The following is an 18316-nucleotide window of genomic DNA, read 5'->3' on the forward strand; positions in this document are numbered from 1 at the left end:
GCTATAGCTTACTGGATTTTATTTTCCAGTCTGAAATTTCCAATAGATCCAATAAGAAACTGAAAGCAAAAGCATAAGAAAAGCCACCACCATAAGCGAAGTTGAAATTCCATAAAACTGTGCGACTCCGCCCAGCAAGGCAGGTCCCAATAATTGCCCCGAATGCCCTAAGGTTGACATCACCGGAATACTTGCCGAAGCCCCTACTCCTTTTAAATTTCCGGCATGACTAAATAAAATCGGAACGATATTCGAAGCCCCGAAACCCAGAAGAATAAATCCTACCAATGCCCCCCAATAAGAGGGTGATAAAACAGCTATCAACAGACCGAATACCGCTAAGAGTCCCCCTCCGACCACAACAACACGATGATCTAACCGAACGACAAGCATGTCACCAAAAAGTCGCATTGTGGCCATGGCGATAGAAAATGCCGCATATCCTATACCCGCAATTTCAAGCGGTGCTTTTTTTTCCTCATGCAAAAATACGGCACTCCAATCCAGCATCGAACCTTCGGAGAGATAAGCACAAAAACAGAGCATACCCAGAAATAAAACATGTAAATTGAACCAACCTGCCCATTTGGACTGGCCCACTGCCATTTCCTTATCGTCGTGATGGCTATTAATGCGCGTTTCATCATCATGCGCATACAATCTACGGTACATGACAAACATAATGATAACAATCAATAAGGAGATCGACAACATGGCATAAGTTGCCTGAAATCCCAGCTTTATCAATAGTCCTAAACCAAGCGATCCCGTTAATCCCCCAACGCTAAAGATGCCATGCAGGCCGGATAAAATTGGCCGGTCAAAAAGTTTTTGGATCAGGATCGAATGTGCGTTTGCCGAAACCTCTATTCCTCCCATGCACATACCAAAACAGAATAACGTAATCCCCATGGTGATTATGGAATTAGCTATTAACAACATTGGCAAGATCAGTCCCAGTGTGATGCCCGAAATAAAGATAATTTTTCTTGTTCCAAACTTATTTAGAAGAACGGTCGAAAATGGCATGATAAAAAGCGCTCCACCACCTATAAGAAGCATCAAAAGCCCCAACACACCATCATCTATACCGAGTCTCTGTTTAACATAAGGAACGACAGGCGCCCAACTGGCAAGCCCCAGCCCGCACACAAAAAAGATAAACCTAACAGCATTTCGCGCTGTATCCGGACGAATGTGCAATGATTTAATTTCCATATAAATTGAGATAAACTAAAATAGTATAGCGATAGACTTGTCTAGGCTCAGTACACAAAACTATCAATAATAAAGCATATTATTGCATAATATTGCAAAAAATGCAAATTAAAGCAATAGAACAATTGATATAAATCAATATTACAATACTCATGTGGCCCCCCGACCAGAACTACGATTTCCAAAAAATGATTTTACACCTTATGTTGGAGGACTATTTTGCCATAATCATGATTTATCCTTAAATTACTGGCATAAACAACGTCTTTCCCGCAAAAAGGCTTTATAGTGAACCATAAAAAACAGCTATTTCACGAAATGAATTATAAAACTATTGGTTATTTTCTTTCTTCAACGCTAATTATCGGATTACTTTATACGAATGGCTGGTTTGATGTATCTTACGCATTCCGACAATTTCTGGGGATTATATTCCTAATACTGTATTTCGTAGGGACGGTCTTTCTTGTCAAAAGACCGATTTTAAAGGATAGAAAGTTAAGAAAACATCTTTTGGTCAGATTGAGTGTCCTCTTATTTATTGCCCTGATCATCGTTATTTCCCAATGGTTTATAGATAAAGAAACTGATCGTCTGGGCGCGGGTTATTTGCTCTATTTTGAGCTGCTCGGTTTTGGAATACCACTTATTATTTATACTGCGATAGAATCAATGCGATTGCTTGCTAAAAAGAATTATGCAGCATTATGCATCAATCTCTTCTTAGTGATAGGAATCTATTGTCTTGTTATTTTCAGCGGACTCTTCGGTTTCTAAATAAATAGCATTTTCCGTGACCTTACTCACAAACCTTTAAATTACTAAAAGTAAATAGATTAAATAGTTAAATCTGCACTAAAAATATGCTATCTAATGTATTTTCCAAGGCATCTAGAAAGTCGTATACCTACAATTATAAAATATACAAGAAAGATTGCCAATTTTACTACATGTAAAATCTGAAGGCGTACGGTTCAACAAATATCGGATCAGGCAGAAATTTGGAACAGCTGATTTGTTATGACTTTGTCACGCAGACAAATTTTTCGTATATTTTTGATATTCGCCGCTCCGAATCTTTTGGAAAAAAGATCAGCGACATGCCATCGGCAAATAATAGGGCAGTATTTATCAATAAATTTAAACGCATGCAAACACGTGAAGAAAAATTAAGGCAAATTATTGATTGGTCGCAAAACAATCCGGATATCTGCGCAGTCCTCCTGACAAGTTCATTGGTAAATCCTCTGGCTCCAATCGATGAATTAAGTGATCTAGATATCGAACTTGTATTTGATGACAATACAAACTATATTCTGGATAAGAATTGGATAAATAACTTTGGTACCCCTATTGCCATGGTTGAAGAGGATGAAAGCTACTTCGAGTACAAACACGCAATGAAGATGGTTTTGTACGCTGATCATACAAAAGTTGATTTTAAATTATACAGTAAATCAAATTTTTTAGAAGAGGTTCACCAAGAGCACTTACCTGAAGACTGGGATATTGGCTACAAAGTACTTATAGATAAGGAAGGCATAACACAGACGCTCCAAAAACCGACATATCAGGTATCAGTCATCAAAAGGCCTACAGCACAAAAATTCGAGCAGCTGCTCAATGACTTTTGGTGGGACTGCACCTATGTAGCCAAGTGTCTCGTTAGAAAGGATATTTTTTATGCAAAATTTATGTCCGAAGATAATATACGTACCAGTTATCTGGTACCATTAATTGAGTGGGATATAGCCAGCCAGCATGGATGGAACATCACAACCAATAAACACGGGCGTCTATTTGAGAAATATTTACCCCGGCAGACCTGGGAGAAAGTAATCCAAACCTTTTCAGGCAGCGATATAAATGAAAACTGGAAGGCATTATTTGCAATGGTAGACCTCGTCGCAGCGATCGGCAGGGAACTCGCAAGTAAGTTAACCTATGAATATCCCACAAAACTTGAAGCGGATGTCAGAATATATCTCAATGCTTTAAAGACAAAAGAAATATCCCGTAGCCCGTCAATATAGCGATAGTGGTACTCAAAAATAAATCAGACGGTTAGGCTTAGTTATTGTTAACAACTGGAATCGAGAGCAATCTCAGCCTATTTTGCCATTCTTTTCTTTTTGCTCATTTGACTGATTTTTTAATATCTTTAATTATCATATTTTCAAAATTTAATAAGATCGTTATGACACTAAAAACACTAACATTGAATATGTTCTTCTTGCTATTGACCTTAAGCGCATTTTCGCAAAACAATGCAGGTTTAAATTCGCTATTAAATAAGAATTCAGAATTTATTTTTCCGCAAACAGCACAGAAGATTGAAACTGCATTAAATACGAAGACCGTTTACTACGAAGATGCAAATGAAGAAAAATATGCCAAATGGCTAACAAAATCCGGACTGGAACTGTATGCTAGTCTTGGAAAAAATAATACTATTAATGAAGTATCTTTTGATATTCCGGACGATAAACCACTCATCGTAGCGGGGCTTCCTTTCAATCTTGTGATCAACAAAACAACCCTAAAGGAGAGCAAAGCAAAATTTAGCGTATATGCTGCTAAAACAGAAAAAATGGAAGCTGGAAGCACATTTCCAGGTGGTACAAAACTCACCTTTAAAAAAGGAAAGCATTATGCTACGCTAATTTTTGACAGCAATGACTTACTGCGATTTTTAGGCCTTACAACCGAACTTATCGCCGCTGGAGTAAATTAAGCAACCTTACTTTGATTCATATCAAAGCCTATATCGGAGAGAGATGGCCCGCCAGATGTGATTTGCTAGATCCTGATCTAAATCATTTTGGAGAAAAGACCATCTCTCTTTTTTCTTTACCAGTGTTTGTAGCCCGCCATCTAACAATACTTCTAGCGCTGTTTCGTCTTTGGTAGGGCTTTTTTTTAAGAGCTGAACCTGAAAATCCTTTTCTTTAAATGTAATGCGAAATATCTGCCCTTTATAGGATGTATCTAGCTGTCCAATCGTCTCTTCCATGACAAGCAACTCAAAATTTATTATTCTATCAAAAAAATGTTCGGCTTATCTAAAGCTCATAAACAAATACGGGTTCCTAATATATTGCTGCCACCAATCTAACAATAAATCGATCAATAGCATTATAGTGCAAATGGAACATGTAAATATACAAAAGAAAACATCAAAATACTAATTATTTTAGCCGTTAATAATATATCATCCTCTTCAAGACCTTCAAGTCTATAAAAATCAATAGATTGACCAAACGACAAGCAAATTCTGCGACAGTTGCACTTGGCGCATCAGACTTATTTCTGGTACTTTGATCATAACTACCCTCGTTTTCATTACAAAAAACCAATCGTTAAGCTTTTACGGCTACCACAGCATATACCATTGGAATTTTGTCTTCAAGCTGTTCAATCCGATATTTATTCTTTTCAAATTCAACCGTCCCTTTAAAACAATTATAAGGTGAATAATCAAATTCATCAAGTTGTGTGATACGGAGTCCATTTTTGATCAAATTATTCACCACTTCGCTTATGCTATGGTTCCACATCACATATTCCTGTTTTATAGCTGCATTTTTATCCGCATAGGTTCCAGTTTCTGTTTCTATAATCGCTCCAGAATTAAAATACCTATAACCAACTTTCTCAAAATTATCGTCGAACATCCAAACGACAGGATGGAATTCAACAAATACAAATTTCCCATCCGGCTTTAAAAATCTGGAAACAACCTGTGCCCATTTATCCAAATCTGGCAACCAGCCAATTGTACCATAACTCGTAAAAACAAAATCAAATTGCTGATCCAAATGATTTGGTAGATCGTATATGTCACAACAGATAAAGTGAACATTGGCATTTGTCTGTTCAGCTATTTTTCGCGCACTGTCAATTGCCTTATCGGACAGATCCATTCCGGTCACCTCCGCGCCTAGCCTGCTCAGTGAAATGGTGTCCTGGCCAAAGTGACACTGTAAATGCAAAACAGTTTTACCCTCCAGATTACCAAGTAAACCTAACTCGATCTCATTTAACGAGTTTCTCCCTTGCAGAAAGCTGGGAAGATCATAAAACTCAGAATTAAGATGCGCATCTGTTCTATTGTTCCAGGATGTTCGGTTTATGTCCAAATATTGGTGTTCTTTATTCATAGACTAATCTACCCTTTTTATCCAGATAATTTATACGATTCTCCCCATTCTTGCAGAAGAATAATCTCTTTAACGGTAGTTATCACCTTTAATCCCCTATTTTTTTAAAAATATCAAATCCATAGCGGAATGCTGGTAACGCCCCAACCTATTTTTGTCAATTAGCTTAAGCTTCTTGTCTGTACGGACAAATGTTAAGCCTGTAAAATCGTAATAACTCCAATATGCTCGCGTGTAAAAGTGAAATGAGCGAAAAGGGATATGATCAAAATCAAAAAAATAACTTTTCTGCGCTTGCAGACTGTCAATAATTAAAAGTTTATTGCTTTGTGGCTTTTCAATAAGTAAATATTGATGCAATGGGATCTTATCTTTTGTGCCCTCTATCCAACCAAAGTCTCCATCTATTACACAGTTTTTCACCCTCAGCTTTTCAAATCCTCCATTTTTAAACTCAAACGCCTGATAATATTGCGGTTCAGCGATATTATCAAAATAGATCTTCACGCTGTTGGCATCAATTTCCTCATGGGTTTGATACAAGGGCAGAAATTCTGTATTCGTAGACCAATCCGTTGTAACATCTACCTGCGACGGCATTGAAGAGAAAAAAGTCAACGTATCATTCCTGATTGCAAATGTACCCCTGGATTGATGTTCATACCCCACATCCTCTCCTGCTTTCAAAGGTAAGTTTGTTTCCTTATAAAAATAACTGTGATCATGGAAGTTTAAAACCAATTCATTGGCTGAGTCACTTTTATATTTTACAATTCCGTTGTCATCATCAGTAAGATGTATGGTACTGTCCACGGCTTTCTGTACATGGTCCCCACAGCATTGCAGCGTTAATACAAACAGCAGTATTTTGTAATTTTCAAGTGCCAGCATAACAATCAAGTTTTAACTTCTTAATATCACTCATGTATCACCCCTATGCCTGATTCAATAAGAAAAACAATCATTTCGCCTTTTCGATAATAATATCAGATGGTCCATCGCCATAATACGCCGGTTTCTGCTCAACCATTTTAGGATGGCCATTTTCATCTTTTTCTAATTTTTTGATCCCTGTTCTTGGCGGGCGCCTGGTATCCAGCTCCATTTCGAAAGATATAGTAATTTTATCGTTTACGCCAAGAATATTCCCTTCTTTATCAAAAACCTGCAAATCGTCGGCTGTAAACTTATCAGGAATATACATCCCATTTTTATTATCCTTATAGCCCAAATCTATACTGGCGATATAATCTCCCTTTCCTTTGGGTTCAGAAAACAAGGAAACGGCAATTTCCATGTCGTTACGAACTGTCACATCGCTATTAAGATAAGGATAGCCCGTCAAGCTAAATCGTTTACCGTCATTGTCTTTGTTTTCATATAATTTTTCAAACTGATCCGCATTAATCGGTGTTGCAGGCTGATCTTTCCCTGCACCACAGCTTGATATCGCTAAAGTCGATCCGGCCAACAGGGTCAAGATTGTCATTTTCATTGTTTTCATGTTATTGAAATTAATAGTGTCTAAATAAACGCAGTAGCTATCAGGAAAATATTCCGATATTTAACCCAACAACCAAATATAAAATATGCGTCATCTACTTTTAGATCAGTCTAATATTCGACCGAGCACAATGAATATCCGTCTATAATAACGAAATTTTCAAATAGGCGCTGACGTTAATTGGTTCATTTTGGAAGGTTTTAAGGTATTGCTTTTATGCCCTATTGTTTCTACCGGATTTGATGGTCTTCCCGATTTTCTCAATACTGTAAAAAATAATACAAACGCGTACCTAATGAATAGGCTAATCCTAGAAAGGTGAAAAAAGGCAGGACATATAACAAGATAAAATACCGCGCAATAAAATCAAAGGACCTCTTATCACTTCTCACTTCTGCTTTATCAAAATATTTTTCGACATCCTGTTTTACGTCAACCGGAAGATAATGAATATACTGTCGGCCTGTTTTCAACCTGATCCGTAATACAAAATAAAGTTTCAACGAGTCAAACAAATGATAAGAATCAATATCCTGAAAATCAATACGATTTCCATTCAAAACAATATGATTTTCTTCAAAAATCATATTATCGCCACTCGTTTTTATTTTCGAAACAAACAAGGAGTACGGGAAACCTATAACGAGAATGGCATTCCATAAGGGATGGATATTGCCAATTAGTAGTGTGCTAGCGAACATGAGAGCAAAAGAAATTAAAGCGGCATATAAGCTATACAAAAGTATTCGGTCAAAGTTAAAGGCTTCTGATTGTAGTGGCTGTTTCATATACAATTATCTTTTTTGGATTAACAGCAGGCTATTTTTCAAATTGCCCCTTGTCAAAGCCTAACGAGTCTTATTTTATCTGTCTGTTGGGATAAAGCTAGCTCACTACCGCCACAATAATAGATTTATTTACAATTCGCGCTATTCCTTTTACAATATGTCCACTTTCATGATTTTTAAGGATCAGTACCAAAGATTTTAAACTTTCGCAGAGTCCATTGACCATCTCGGTAGAAGCGACGGAAAGAATCCCAGAAACATCAAAGTCAAGTGGAATAAACAGTAAATTTCTGGAATTTACGACGAATTGGCTTTTTGTTTTACCGACTTTAAAAGCAAAAGGCTAAAAGACTGAAATAAAGTAATTTATTTTTATTCACCTTTGGAATATCTTCATTAATTTTATGCACATAGTTTCAAGTAAAAAACAAAAACAACACCGTATTACACAAGATTTCCTTAAATTGTATAACTTGCTTTTAACAGGTGTAAGTTGCTATGGATATATTGGATTTGAATAAAGATTATTGGGACAATCGCTATAAAAACATGGAGATCGGATGGGATATTGGTTATGCATCACCAGCGATTATAAAGTATGCAGAGACCGTAATTCCCAAAGACGCATCTATTTTAATTCCCGGTTGTGGCAACGCGCACGAAGCTAAGGCACTTCTGGAGCAAGGCTTTGAAAATATCACCTTGCTTGATATCGCACCGACATTAGTTGATCAGGTTCAAAAAGCATTTGGTGAAATTCCGCAGCTTCAGATTATCTGTCAGGATTTTTTTCAGCATGAACAACAATACGACTATATTTTGGAGCAGACATTTTTCTGTGCATTGGATCCAGCCCTACGAAAAAGCTACAGCAGCAAAATAGCTTCATTGCTCCAACCGCGCGGTATTCTCGCAGGTTTGTTATTCGATAGGGAATTCCCGTCAGAGGGGCCTCCATTTGGTGGAAACAAAACGGAATATCAGCATTTGTTTCATTCAGCCTTTGATATTTTAAAGATGGAGACCTGTTTCAATAGTATACCGCAGCGACAAGGAAGCGAGCTTTTTATCGAATTAAGACAAAAATAACCTACTTTCCGGGCATGACCTGATAAGTTGGGTCATCCTTAATATTAACGACAGCAATTCCCGTCGCATTTTTGAGGAGGGAGCGACAATCTTCACTGAGATGCCAGAGTTCCACCTTCTTCTGTTGTGCTGCATAGCGCTCGGTAATTTTATTTAGTGCATCCACAGCAGACATATCCACTACTCTACTTTCTTTAAAGTCTACAATGATATGATCAGGATCCTCCTGAATATCAAACTTATCTAAAAAATTAGCTGTGGAACCGAAAAACAAAGGCCCATATATTTCATAATGTTTTATACCTTCTGAGTCAACATATTTTCGCGCCCGTATACGCTTCGCATTATCCCAGGCAAAAACCAATGCAGAAACTATGACACCGACAAGTACTGCCAAAGCCAAATTGTGCAATAGTACCGTTATGCCGGCAACAAGAATACCAACGAAAATATCTGATTTCGGAAACTTATTGATAATCCGAAAACTCACCCATTGAAAAGTGCCGATAGCAACCATCATCATCACACCGACAAGTGCTGCCATGGGGATTTGCTCAATAAAAGGAGCTCCTACCAAGATAATCAACAGGATTGTCATCGCTCCGATAAAAGCAGATAACCGCGTCCTGGCGCCCGCATTCAAGTTTACCAAAGTCTGGGCGACCATCGCACATCCTCCCATACCACCAAAAAATCCATTGACCATATTTGCTAGCCCTTGAGCCATGGATTCGCGATTAGCATTCCCTTTACTCGCGGTAATCTCATCGACCATATTAAGTGTCAGAAGTGATTCAACAAGTCCTACCCCTGCCATAACAAGGGAATAAGGAAAGATTAATTGCAATGTTTCCCAATTCCATGCAATATGCGGTAAACGAAAATGCGGCAATGACCCACTGACCGAGGCAATATCCACCACCTTCTTAGTTTCGATCCCCAGTAGGGAGACGATAGCAAAAACAACCAAAATAGCAATCAGGGAAGCGGGGATTGCTTTGGTGAGCCGCGGGAATCCGATAACAATCAACATAGTCAATAGCGTAAGTCCGCCCATGATATATAAAGTTGAACCCGACATCCAAACCGCGCCGTCCCCACTATTCACTTTAAATTGGACAACCTGTGCCATAAAAATAATAACCGCCAATCCATTTAGAAATCCATACATAACAGGTTGTGGTATCAAACGGACAAATTTTCCCCACCTAAAAACACCGACCAAAAATTGCAAAATGCCTGCCAGGACCACAGCTGCGAAAAGGTAATCTATACCGTGGCTTGCCGCGAGAGCCATCAGAACAACAATAGTAGCTCCGGCTCCACCGGATACCATACCCGGTCTCCCTCCAAACACAGCAGTCACAAGCCCCATTAAGAAAGCGGCATACAAACCTGTCAAAGGAGGCAAGCCTGCTAATATGGCGAATGAAAGCGATTCAGGTATCATGGTCATGGCAACCGTCAAACCGGCAAATAGCTCGTTTTTCAAATTGACAGACCGTATGTTTAAAAATTCAAAGGTATTGTTCATATCAAAATCAGTTGAACAGTTATAAAGCGTTGCAAAGGTAACATTCCCTCGTGCATATCAGCAACCTAAATGCAGCTAAAAGAAGAAAGAAATGATCATCGTAAAAACACTTTTACTCAATATTTGTTATTGAATACAAATTTTATTGCAAAACAGTATATTGACCCGTATGAAACAAAATCCAAAGTTTTATCGCTATATTTTATTTTTGCTTTTGAATGTATTTACTACCGTTTTTGGCCCCCTAGTTTTAGCCCAGTCAGCTGTCATTGCCTCCGTTCAAACAAATCAAAATAGCCCCCAATATGACTCCTTAAATGCGACATACTCGATTTCATCGGTAGATAGTGCCGTTCTAACCGTAAGGTGCGCAAATTTAAAAGACAGCATGGCGGTATCGAGACAACAGGCAAGATGGATTTCCGATCGGATCAATGCCAAACTGCCTGATAGTGTCATCAATTATCAAAAGAAAAACTTTTTGCGGGCGGGCATAGAATGGTTTTCCATTCAGGCAATCCCTGCATCGGTTAATTATTTCATCCGTAAAGATCCGGTCTCCCATATTTCATTCAAAAATTTCTTTAGCCATTTGAAGTTTTCAGCTTGGACCTGGGATGATAATCTCTTCGCTACCAATCAGATTGCCCACCCCTACCATGGTCAGTTCTATTTCAATTCATTCCGGTCCAACAATTTTACCTTTCTACAGTCTACATTAGCTACTGTCGCCGGCAGTTACATCTGGGAGACAGCTGGTGAAACGGAACCGCCTTCGATCAACGATATCATTAACACCAGTTTTGGCGGAACGATCCTTGGGGAGATGACCCATCGTCTTTCACATCATATCCTGGCAAGGCCCAGTCTCACAAAAGGACAACGCAATAAAAAGGAAATATTAGCCATGCTGATCAATCCGATAAACGGATTAAACAGACTGCTTGATGGTCGTTGGGGAAATACCACGAAGGGAGCAGTCATTGACAGTTCGCTGGTTCATACGGAAGTTGAATTGGGAATCCGGAGATTTGATGCCAAAGAACACAATGTCTTAAGCCGCGGAAAAAATGATATTTATGCGCGCATCAAGCTGATATATAACAATGACGATATCGACAAGAAGAAACCATTTGACGATTTTTTCCTGAATCTTGAGATTGGTTCAGACGATAGTTCCGTCGTAAACGCCGTCAATGTTTATGCCTCCCTTTATGGCAACCGTATATTATCCAACTTAACAGGGCGACATCGTGGAATCGTCTCCGCTCATTTTGATTTTCTGCGAAATGAAGCCTTCTATTATGGATCACAGAGTATCAACTATAACATTTATTCCAATTTTAATATCGGCCAACATACCAAGTTGACCACCGTCCTTGCCGGTGGCCCGGTAGTTTTGGCAGCGGTACCAGATCCGTATCTTCATTTTGGCGAAAGCCGCACCTACGACTATGGACCGGGAGCAGATATTCGGGCATCGGCAACCCTAAGTACGCTCAATCGCTTCAAATTTGGAATAGACTACCGCGGCGGCTATTTTGTCACCATCAGTGGCAATAAATCCCATCATTATCTTCATACCGCATCGACTAGCGCTTCAGTACGGATCTGGAAAAATTTTGGTGTCAATCTTTACTCAGGATATTTTAGGTTGGAGGGGCATTACCAAGACCATAAAAATGTGAATAAAGACTACCCTTTTATACGTTTAGCCCTCGCTTATAACTCTGAATATTAAATCGGAATATTAAAAAAGCCTTAACCAATCGCGGTTAAGGCTTTTATCAATTTGTCCAATATTTCTTCAGCGCCTCTTTTAGACGAGGATCATAGCCATAGATATCAGGGAAAGAAACTATTTTACCATCATCATCAAGCCAAGTGGTATAATAAGTAAGGTACACAGGCATCTGACGTTTCAGCGTTACCCAACGCGATTTGGAAATGGAGTCAGAGGTAATTTCTTTTGCGATCTTTTCGGCTTGCTTCTCATTATTGACCAGATAGCTGGCTAAGTCTACAGGTTTTTCAACACGCACACAGCCGTGACTCACGGCACGGTTAGTCTGCCCGAACATTTGTTTGGCAGGTGTATCATGAAGATAGATCGAATAGGCATTTTCAAACAGAAACTTCACATTCCCCAAAGAATTGTCCGAACCAGGGTTTTGCTTAAACCGGAATTTCTCCACCGAATCCGCATTCCAATTGACCGTACTTGGATCAACTTGTTTTCCTTTATAATAAGCCACCATATTACGCGAAGCCAAATAATTCGGATTGTTCCGCACGCTCGCTAACAATTCCTTTTTCACAATGCTGCTGGGGATATTCCAAACAGGATTGACCTGCATTGCATCCAGAATACCCTGCATGACCGGCGTTTCATGGTTTTCACCTTTGCGCGTATAGGCAGGGTTATCAGTTTCTCCAACACATACATTCATCAATTGACTGGTTTTACCATCTTCCATGATGCGCAATCGCTGTTCTGGGATATTGACAAAAATATACTTTTCTGGAAAAGCCTCCCTCATCCAGCGTAGTTTCTCCAAGACCATCAACACTTTAGCCCTTTGCTCATTATTCAGATTACCATTTTCCAACAAATCCTGAAATTGAATATAATATTGGTTTTTCGGTTGTATCTCTGCCATCAGGGGGCCCATCTTGACACTGTCCAACAAGTGAACAACCGCTGTATAATTCATGCGCTTCTGAGGCACAAAATATCTTCCATATAGACGTTTTGGATTGACCACACCATATTTCATGCTGCTGACATAAGCCACAAGACCATCTGTTCCCAAAAGGTCCAGCTTGGCTAAAAGAGGGTAAGATTCCGCGACATCCTTTGGTTTCAGTTTCCGGAGGGAAAATAAGGTTTCTTTAATCTCCGCAGTATGGTAGTAACTGCTACGTATCCCATGTTCTTCACTTCGTTCAAAATAACTCAATAGGGTATCAATGCTTCCGTCAAATAGATGTTCAGCGATTAAAGTCATTCCTGCCGTAGAATCAGATAATTTCTTCATCCAGCTCGGATTATGCAGGTTGGCTTTCTGTTTACTATATACCTCCTGAAACACCTTTACATAAGCTGTTGTATCAAATTCCTTATAAGATTTTTGTTCAAAACCTTTTGCCAGCACATCACCATAAGTGGGCGGATTCTCTTTGCAAGAAAAAAATACAATTGAAACGAAGGAAATAAAAACTAAAAAACGTGACATACTAAAAATAATGAAAAAGAAATGGCTTCGCAATAATGAAGCCATTTTCTGGGACAAAGATAAATAATTCTTATTGGCAAACGAATCTTCCCTGTCATCGAATAACTACAGGAATGAATTACTGGTATTTTTGGAGGAAATCTTCAAGGAGTTCCACCATTGCCGTGTTGCCTAAAAATGCAGCTGTCCGTTGGTGCAGCGTCTTGGGTTCGATATCCAAAATACGTTGATACCCATTCGTCGCCTTTCCTCCTGCTTGTTCTACGATAAACGCTATTGGGTTACATTCGTACATCAATCGTAATTTTCCATTCGGGTGTGCTGAAGTCGTCGGGTAAAGAAAGATCCCCCCTTTCAGTAGATTACGGTGAATATCAGCAACCATAGATCCAATATAGCGCGACGCGTAGGGACGCTGGGTAGCCACATCTTCCATTTGGCAGTATTTGATATATTGCTTGACACCATTGGGGAATTTAGAGTAATTTCCCTCATTGATCGAATAAATATGCCCCGCCTCTGGAATCTTCATATCGGGATGAGACAGACAGAATTCCCCTATGGAAGGATCTAAAGTAAAACCATTCACCCCTTTGCCTGTGGTATATACCAACATGGTTGAGCTTCCATAAATGACATAACCTGCGGCCACTTGCTTGGTACCGTGTTGCAGAATATCGTTGCTATTGCATGATACTCCGGTATCCGAAAGCCTACGATAAATGGAAAAAATCGTACCTACTGAAACATTAACGTCAATATTACTCGAGCCATCCAAGGGATCTATACAAACAATGTACTTCGCATTTTTTGAAACTCCAGATTGCATGTACACTGGATTTTCATGTTCCTCAGAAGCTACGACGCAGCATTCGCCACCGCTTTGAAGCGCTTTAATAAATTGCTCATCAGCATACACATCCAGTTTCTTTTGTCCTTCACCCTGAATATTGGTTTGCCCGGCATCTCCTAAAATATCGACCAATCCTGCCTTATTAACTTCTCTGTTAACAATCTTTGCCGCAATTCCGATATCACGTAAAAGCCTGGACAGCTCACCTTTTGCATAAGGAAAATCGGCTTGTTTTTCAATAATAAATTGACCTAATGTTGTTATACCACTCATAATAGTGTTTTATTGGATATTTGTTTCACAAAGCTAAAAAAGTAAAATAGATTTTAGCAAGACACTCCCCTCAATCAGCTAAACTTTAGCAGACAAAATACGCAATCGATTGCGTATATCTTTGAAAACTTTCTTTTGCTAAAACGATTACCAACTACAAAAAGATAACAAAGCGTCAGAAGAAGTGGATATCTTCTAAATTTTGAGAAATAAAAAAAAACAAAAAATGATAAGTATTTGGTAATTTTGGCAAAATATATTGATACAATGCAACAACTCATACAGCTCGTTGAAAAGGAAAAGCTAAGTAGTCAGCCCGTTACGCAACATACCTTGATCATTGATGATAAGCAAGTCATTCATGGTGCGCTTTTTTTCGTTAAAACAGCACGTAAAACGTTTAAAATAATGGTTCCCGCTCCTTTTTATGAGGCATTACTCGACAATCAATTAACAATCCAGCGCTTAATGAAACATCCCGAAGCCATGCTACTTTCCTAAATAAAAAACTACCGGACTAAGAAGCACATCCTATTCGCTCCTCAGAGGATGAATTTAACTTGTCTAATATATCCCATAGCATGCGTACAACAGGGATAATTCGTATAAAACAAATCGCTCCTTTTATTTGTTTATTTTATGTGACACATCACGGCAATTATTTACCCAATACACTAATTTTCTTATTAGCACGACGGACACGCCAGATTGAAATATTACAAAAAAACAGTGTAAAAGTATAACATTCGCCCAGCGATAACCCTTAAATTTATTTTACAATAAAATGCTATGCGATACCAATATAGACTTTCAGGAATGTCCTGTGACGGATGTAGAACCACTATTGAAAATGCGATTAATCAGCTTCCCGAAATTCAGGCTAAAGTTTCACTAGATCCACCGTTGTTGACGATAGAATCTCAGAAAGAAATACCGGTCGAGCAACTACGGGAAATCCTATCCAGATTAGGTAACTACCAAATCACCGAACCGGGTCAGCCAACACCTTCCTTAATCGAGACTAACTCATCGAAGCTGTCCTCTTCGGGCAAGTACTACTGCCCGATGCACTGCGAAGGGGAGAAAACATATGATCAACCCGGGCGTTGTCCGGTTTGCGGCATGTACCTCATACCTGTCGAACAGGCACAAAGCAAACACGAGCACAGTCATGGAAATCATTCGGATCATTTCGGACCATCTGCTGCAAACAAAACAACGGCGCCTGAACGGCAGCGACATACCACCGCAGAGGATCATAATCGTCACCCCAATCATGGATCTTCCACACAGGAGCACGATCATCATGGGCATATGCATCAGCACAATGAACAGTCCGTTGCCGGAGTGTCCAAGCAGCATCATGCAGGTTCTGCAGGAAAATACTATTGCCCGATGCACTGTGAAGGCGACAAACTTTATGATCAACCGGGCCACTGTCCAGTTTGTGGGATGAACCTGGAGAAAGTTCCCGAATTATACAAAACAACACAATATACCTGTCCTATGCATCCCGAAATTGTCCGGGATCAGCCAGGAAATTGCCCCATCTGCGGTATGGATCTTGTTCCGATCGCGGGCGGGAGCGATGATGATGAAGACAGAATATATAAAGATCTCCGCATGAAATTGTGGCTGTCTATTTTGTTTACGGTTCCGATATTTATTCTCTCTATGGGAGAAATGCTTCCCGGCAATCCCATCGGCAAAGTCATTCCACCAAATTGGTCGGGCTGGATACAATTATTTCTGTCCCTGCCTGTTGTCTTCTACACCTGTTGGTCATTTTTCAAGCGTGGGTGGGTTTCTTTCAAAACCTGGCGTCTGAATATGTTCAGCCTGATTGCCCTTGGCGCGGGTGCAGCATTTGTATATAGCCTTGTCGGTCTATTCTTTCCCCAGATTTTTCCGGCTGACCTAAAAAATCATCACGGTTATATTGCTCTATATTTTGAGTCCGTTACTGTCATCCTAACATTAGTTCTCCTCGGTCAGGTGATGGAAGCCAAAGCGCATTCCAAAACCAATTCAGCGATCAAGGAACTCATTAAACTCAGTCCTTCAGATGCCACTCGGGTCGAAAATGGGGTTGACGTAAAAATTGGAGTCGATCAGATTAAGATCGGTGACACCCTGAAAGTAAAACCCGGAGATAAGATTCCCGTCGACGGTCAGATTACCAGCGGGAGCACAAATATTGATGAATCCATGCTGACGGGTGAGCCCCTGCCTGTCGAAAAACAGGAAGGTGACAAGGTCAGCTCTGGTACAATCAATGGCGAACGGAGTTTTCTGATGAAAGCGGAACGCATTGGTTCGGACACCCTATTGGCTCAGATCATTCAGATGGTCAATGATGCTAGCCGAAGTAAAGCGCCAATTCAACGCCTTACCGATAAAGTATCTGAAATATTTGTTCCGATCGTAATTGTAATTGCTCTGTTGACATTCTTTGTCTGGTGGATCTGGGGACCTGCGCCGTCACTAGCTTATGGATTTGCCAATGCATTGGCTGTTCTTATTGTTGCCTGCCCGTGTGCCCTTGGTCTGGCAACGCCGATGTCCGTTATGGTCGGTGTCGGCAAGGGAGCCAAAAATGGTATACTCATCAAAGATGCGAGTGCCTTGGAAAAAATGAACCAGGTTGATGTTGTATTAACGGATAAAACAGGAACAATAACCGAAGGCAAACCTACCGTTGATGACATTCAACCCACCCCTATCAGCAGTATCAGTGAAATATTATCTTTAGCCGCCTCCCTCAACAGCAACAGTACCCATCCACTCGGACAGGCTATTATTGAAAAGGCCAAAAAGGAAGGCAATAAAATAGAGCAACAAGTCACCAACTTCGAAAACGTTTCTGGACAAGGTGTCAGGGGAGATATAAACGGCGAATTGATTGCTCTCGGCAATCAGCTGTTAATGGAATCCATGCAGGTGACCATTCCGGACGAGATACGCAAGGCTGTCGAATCAGCCCAATCTCATGGCAAAACCGTCTCCTACCTATCGAAAGGAAATGATTTACTCGGCTATTTTAGTATCTCCGATCAGATCAAGGCCTCTTCCAAACAAGCTATAAACTACCTGCTTCAGCATGATGTAGATGTCATTATGCTTACAGGTGACAATGCACATACGGCAAAATCCGTCGCAGAGCAAGTCGGGATCAGGCATTTCAAAGCAAATGCATTACCAAAAGATAAATTGCAGGAAATACACCGTTTACAGGAACAAGGACATGTTGTCGCGATGGCTGGTGATGGTATTAACGACGCTCCTGCCCTTGCGCAAGCCGATATCGGTATCGCCATGGGAACAGGAACAGATGTAGCAATTGAAAGTGCATTGCTGACCTTGCTTCAGGGCGACCTAATAGGCATTGCCAAAGCCAAAATACTGAGCCGGAAGCTACTCCGAAATATTAAAGAAAATCTAGGGTTTGCTTTTATCTACAATATTCTAGGTATCCCGTTAGCGGCAGGGATTCTATATCCGAGCTTCGGTATCCTCTTATCCCCCATGATAGCAGCAGCAGCAATGAGCTTTAGTTCCGTTTCAGTGATTTTAAATTCTTTACGTTTAAACCGCGCAACAATTGGAATAGATAATAAGTAAATAAAAAGAAAAGCGCTTGATAGCACCGAAAAATAGATAA

General features: G+C 39.9%; 16 protein-coding genes. 7 read left to right on the forward strand and 9 right to left on the reverse strand.

Annotated features, from left to right (window positions below; translation table 11 throughout):
• Positions 1-18: 18 nt before the first annotated feature.
• Positions 19-1218 (reverse strand): MFS transporter, encoded by a 1200-nt coding sequence (locus G6053_RS19480; RefSeq protein WP_165308015.1) that lies wholly within the window; start codon positions 1216-1218, stop codon positions 19-21.
• A gap of 318 nt (positions 1219-1536) precedes the next feature.
• Between G6053_RS19480 and G6053_RS19485 the strand changes: the two genes are divergently transcribed.
• The 3 genes from G6053_RS19485 (at position 1537) to G6053_RS19495 (ending at position 3952) form a co-directional block, all read left to right on the forward strand.
• Positions 1537-1995, forward strand: coding sequence for a hypothetical protein (locus G6053_RS19485; RefSeq protein ID WP_108633290.1), 459 nt, complete (start codon positions 1537-1539; stop codon positions 1993-1995).
• A gap of 371 nt (positions 1996-2366) precedes the next feature.
• Positions 2367-3251 (forward strand): AadS family aminoglycoside 6-adenylyltransferase, encoded by an 885-nt coding sequence (locus G6053_RS19490; RefSeq protein ID WP_165308017.1) that lies wholly within the window; start codon positions 2367-2369, stop codon positions 3249-3251.
• A 164-nt stretch (positions 3252-3415) separates the two neighbouring features.
• Entirely contained in the window at positions 3416-3952 is a 537-nt protein-coding gene (locus G6053_RS19495) for a hypothetical protein (RefSeq protein WP_165308019.1), read from the forward strand.
• Positions 3953-3973: 21 nt separating this feature from the next.
• On the opposite strand, the gene G6053_RS19500 is transcribed toward G6053_RS19495, so the two are convergent.
• From G6053_RS19500 to G6053_RS19520, 5 genes are all read right to left on the reverse strand, one after another.
• Positions 3974-4231 (reverse strand): hypothetical protein, encoded by a 258-nt coding sequence (locus G6053_RS19500; RefSeq protein WP_108633288.1) that lies wholly within the window; start codon positions 4229-4231, stop codon positions 3974-3976.
• 346 nt (positions 4232-4577) lie between these two features.
• Positions 4578-5378 (reverse strand): class I SAM-dependent methyltransferase, encoded by an 801-nt coding sequence (locus G6053_RS19505; protein WP_165308021.1) that lies wholly within the window; start codon positions 5376-5378, stop codon positions 4578-4580.
• Positions 5379-5474: 96 nt separating this feature from the next.
• Positions 5475-6269 carry a hypothetical protein gene (locus G6053_RS19510; RefSeq protein WP_165308023.1) on the reverse strand — a complete coding sequence of 265 codons (795 nt, stop codon included), beginning with the start codon at positions 6267-6269 and terminating at the stop codon, positions 5475-5477.
• 70 nt (positions 6270-6339) lie between these two features.
• Positions 6340-6882: a hypothetical protein gene (locus G6053_RS19515; RefSeq protein WP_165308040.1), complete on the reverse strand. Its 543-nt coding sequence runs from the start codon at positions 6880-6882 to the stop codon at positions 6340-6342.
• Between the two features lie 260 nt (positions 6883-7142).
• Positions 7143-7670: a hypothetical protein gene (locus G6053_RS19520; RefSeq protein ID WP_165308042.1), complete on the reverse strand. Its 528-nt coding sequence runs from the start codon at positions 7668-7670 to the stop codon at positions 7143-7145.
• Positions 7671-8168: 498 nt separating this feature from the next.
• On the opposite strand from G6053_RS19520, the gene G6053_RS19525 reads away from it, so the two are divergent.
• Positions 8169-8759 carry a methyltransferase gene (locus tag G6053_RS19525; RefSeq protein ID WP_165308044.1) on the forward strand — a complete coding sequence of 197 codons (591 nt, stop codon included), beginning with the start codon at positions 8169-8171 and terminating at the stop codon, positions 8757-8759.
• Position 8760: 1 nt separating this feature from the next.
• Here the strand turns inward: G6053_RS19525 and G6053_RS19530 are convergent, their stop codons facing one another.
• Complete coding sequence (locus G6053_RS19530; RefSeq protein WP_165308045.1) at positions 8761-10293, reverse strand: SulP family inorganic anion transporter; 1533 nt, start codon at positions 10291-10293, stop codon at positions 8761-8763.
• Between the two features lie 169 nt (positions 10294-10462).
• On the opposite strand from G6053_RS19530, the gene G6053_RS19535 reads away from it, so the two are divergent.
• Complete coding sequence (locus G6053_RS19535) at positions 10463-12034, forward strand: DUF3943 domain-containing protein (RefSeq protein ID WP_165308047.1); 1572 nt, start codon at positions 10463-10465, stop codon at positions 12032-12034.
• A gap of 46 nt (positions 12035-12080) precedes the next feature.
• On the opposite strand, the gene G6053_RS19540 is transcribed toward G6053_RS19535, so the two are convergent.
• Together G6053_RS19540 and fbp are read right to left on the reverse strand one after the other, a co-directional pair.
• Positions 12081-13529 carry a L,D-transpeptidase family protein gene (locus tag G6053_RS19540; protein WP_165308049.1) on the reverse strand — a complete coding sequence of 483 codons (1449 nt, stop codon included), beginning with the start codon at positions 13527-13529 and terminating at the stop codon, positions 12081-12083.
• A gap of 118 nt (positions 13530-13647) precedes the next feature.
• Positions 13648-14655 carry a class 1 fructose-bisphosphatase gene (fbp, locus tag G6053_RS19545; protein ID WP_104381098.1) on the reverse strand — a complete coding sequence of 336 codons (1008 nt, stop codon included), beginning with the start codon at positions 14653-14655 and terminating at the stop codon, positions 13648-13650.
• Positions 14656-14922: 267 nt separating this feature from the next.
• Here fbp and G6053_RS19550 point away from each other — a divergent pair, with 267 nt between their 5' ends.
• Both G6053_RS19550 and G6053_RS19555 read left to right on the forward strand, forming a co-directional pair.
• Positions 14923-15156 (forward strand): hypothetical protein, encoded by a 234-nt coding sequence (locus G6053_RS19550; RefSeq protein WP_108633278.1) that lies wholly within the window; start codon positions 14923-14925, stop codon positions 15154-15156.
• A 288-nt stretch (positions 15157-15444) separates the two neighbouring features.
• Entirely contained in the window at positions 15445-18276 is a 2832-nt protein-coding gene (locus G6053_RS19555) for a heavy metal translocating P-type ATPase (protein ID WP_165308050.1), read from the forward strand.
• The last annotated feature ends 40 nt before the right edge of the window (positions 18277-18316 follow it).

Source organism: Sphingobacterium sp. DR205, assembly GCF_011064245.1.
GTDB classification, from domain to species: Bacteria; Bacteroidota; Bacteroidia; order Sphingobacteriales; family Sphingobacteriaceae; genus Sphingobacterium; species Sphingobacterium athyrii.

Excerpts from the sequence above, each read along its gene's own strand:
- G6053_RS19480 (WP_165308015.1), bottom strand. The coding sequence starts at position 1,218 with ATGGAAATTAAATCATTGCACATTCGTCCGGATACAGCGCGAAATGCT.
- G6053_RS19485 (WP_108633290.1), top strand. The coding sequence starts at position 1,537 with ATGAATTATAAAACTATTGGTTATTTTCTTTCTTCAACGCTAATTATC.
- G6053_RS19490 (WP_165308017.1), top strand. The coding sequence starts at position 2,367 with ATGCAAACACGTGAAGAAAAATTAAGGCAAATTATTGATTGGTCGCAA.
- G6053_RS19495 (WP_165308019.1), top strand. The coding sequence starts at position 3,416 with ATGACACTAAAAACACTAACATTGAATATGTTCTTCTTGCTATTGACC.
- G6053_RS19500 (WP_108633288.1), bottom strand. The coding sequence starts at position 4,231 with ATGGAAGAGACGATTGGACAGCTAGATACATCCTATAAAGGGCAGATA.
- G6053_RS19505 (WP_165308021.1), bottom strand. The coding sequence starts at position 5,378 with ATGAATAAAGAACACCAATATTTGGACATAAACCGAACATCCTGGAAC.
- G6053_RS19510 (WP_165308023.1), bottom strand. The coding sequence starts at position 6,269 with ATGCTGGCACTTGAAAATTACAAAATACTGCTGTTTGTATTAACGCTG.
- G6053_RS19515 (WP_165308040.1), bottom strand. The coding sequence starts at position 6,882 with ATGAAAACAATGAAAATGACAATCTTGACCCTGTTGGCCGGATCGACT.
- G6053_RS19520 (WP_165308042.1), bottom strand. The coding sequence starts at position 7,670 with ATGAAACAGCCACTACAATCAGAAGCCTTTAACTTTGACCGAATACTT.
- G6053_RS19525 (WP_165308044.1), top strand. The coding sequence starts at position 8,169 with ATGGATATATTGGATTTGAATAAAGATTATTGGGACAATCGCTATAAA.
- G6053_RS19530 (WP_165308045.1), bottom strand. The coding sequence starts at position 10,293 with ATGAACAATACCTTTGAATTTTTAAACATACGGTCTGTCAATTTGAAA.
- G6053_RS19535 (WP_165308047.1), top strand. The coding sequence starts at position 10,463 with ATGAAACAAAATCCAAAGTTTTATCGCTATATTTTATTTTTGCTTTTG.
- G6053_RS19540 (WP_165308049.1), bottom strand. The coding sequence starts at position 13,529 with ATGTCACGTTTTTTAGTTTTTATTTCCTTCGTTTCAATTGTATTTTTT.
- fbp (WP_104381098.1), bottom strand. The coding sequence starts at position 14,655 with ATGAGTGGTATAACAACATTAGGTCAATTTATTATTGAAAAACAAGCC.
- G6053_RS19550 (WP_108633278.1), top strand. The coding sequence starts at position 14,923 with ATGCAACAACTCATACAGCTCGTTGAAAAGGAAAAGCTAAGTAGTCAG.
- G6053_RS19555 (WP_165308050.1), top strand. The coding sequence starts at position 15,445 with ATGCGATACCAATATAGACTTTCAGGAATGTCCTGTGACGGATGTAGA.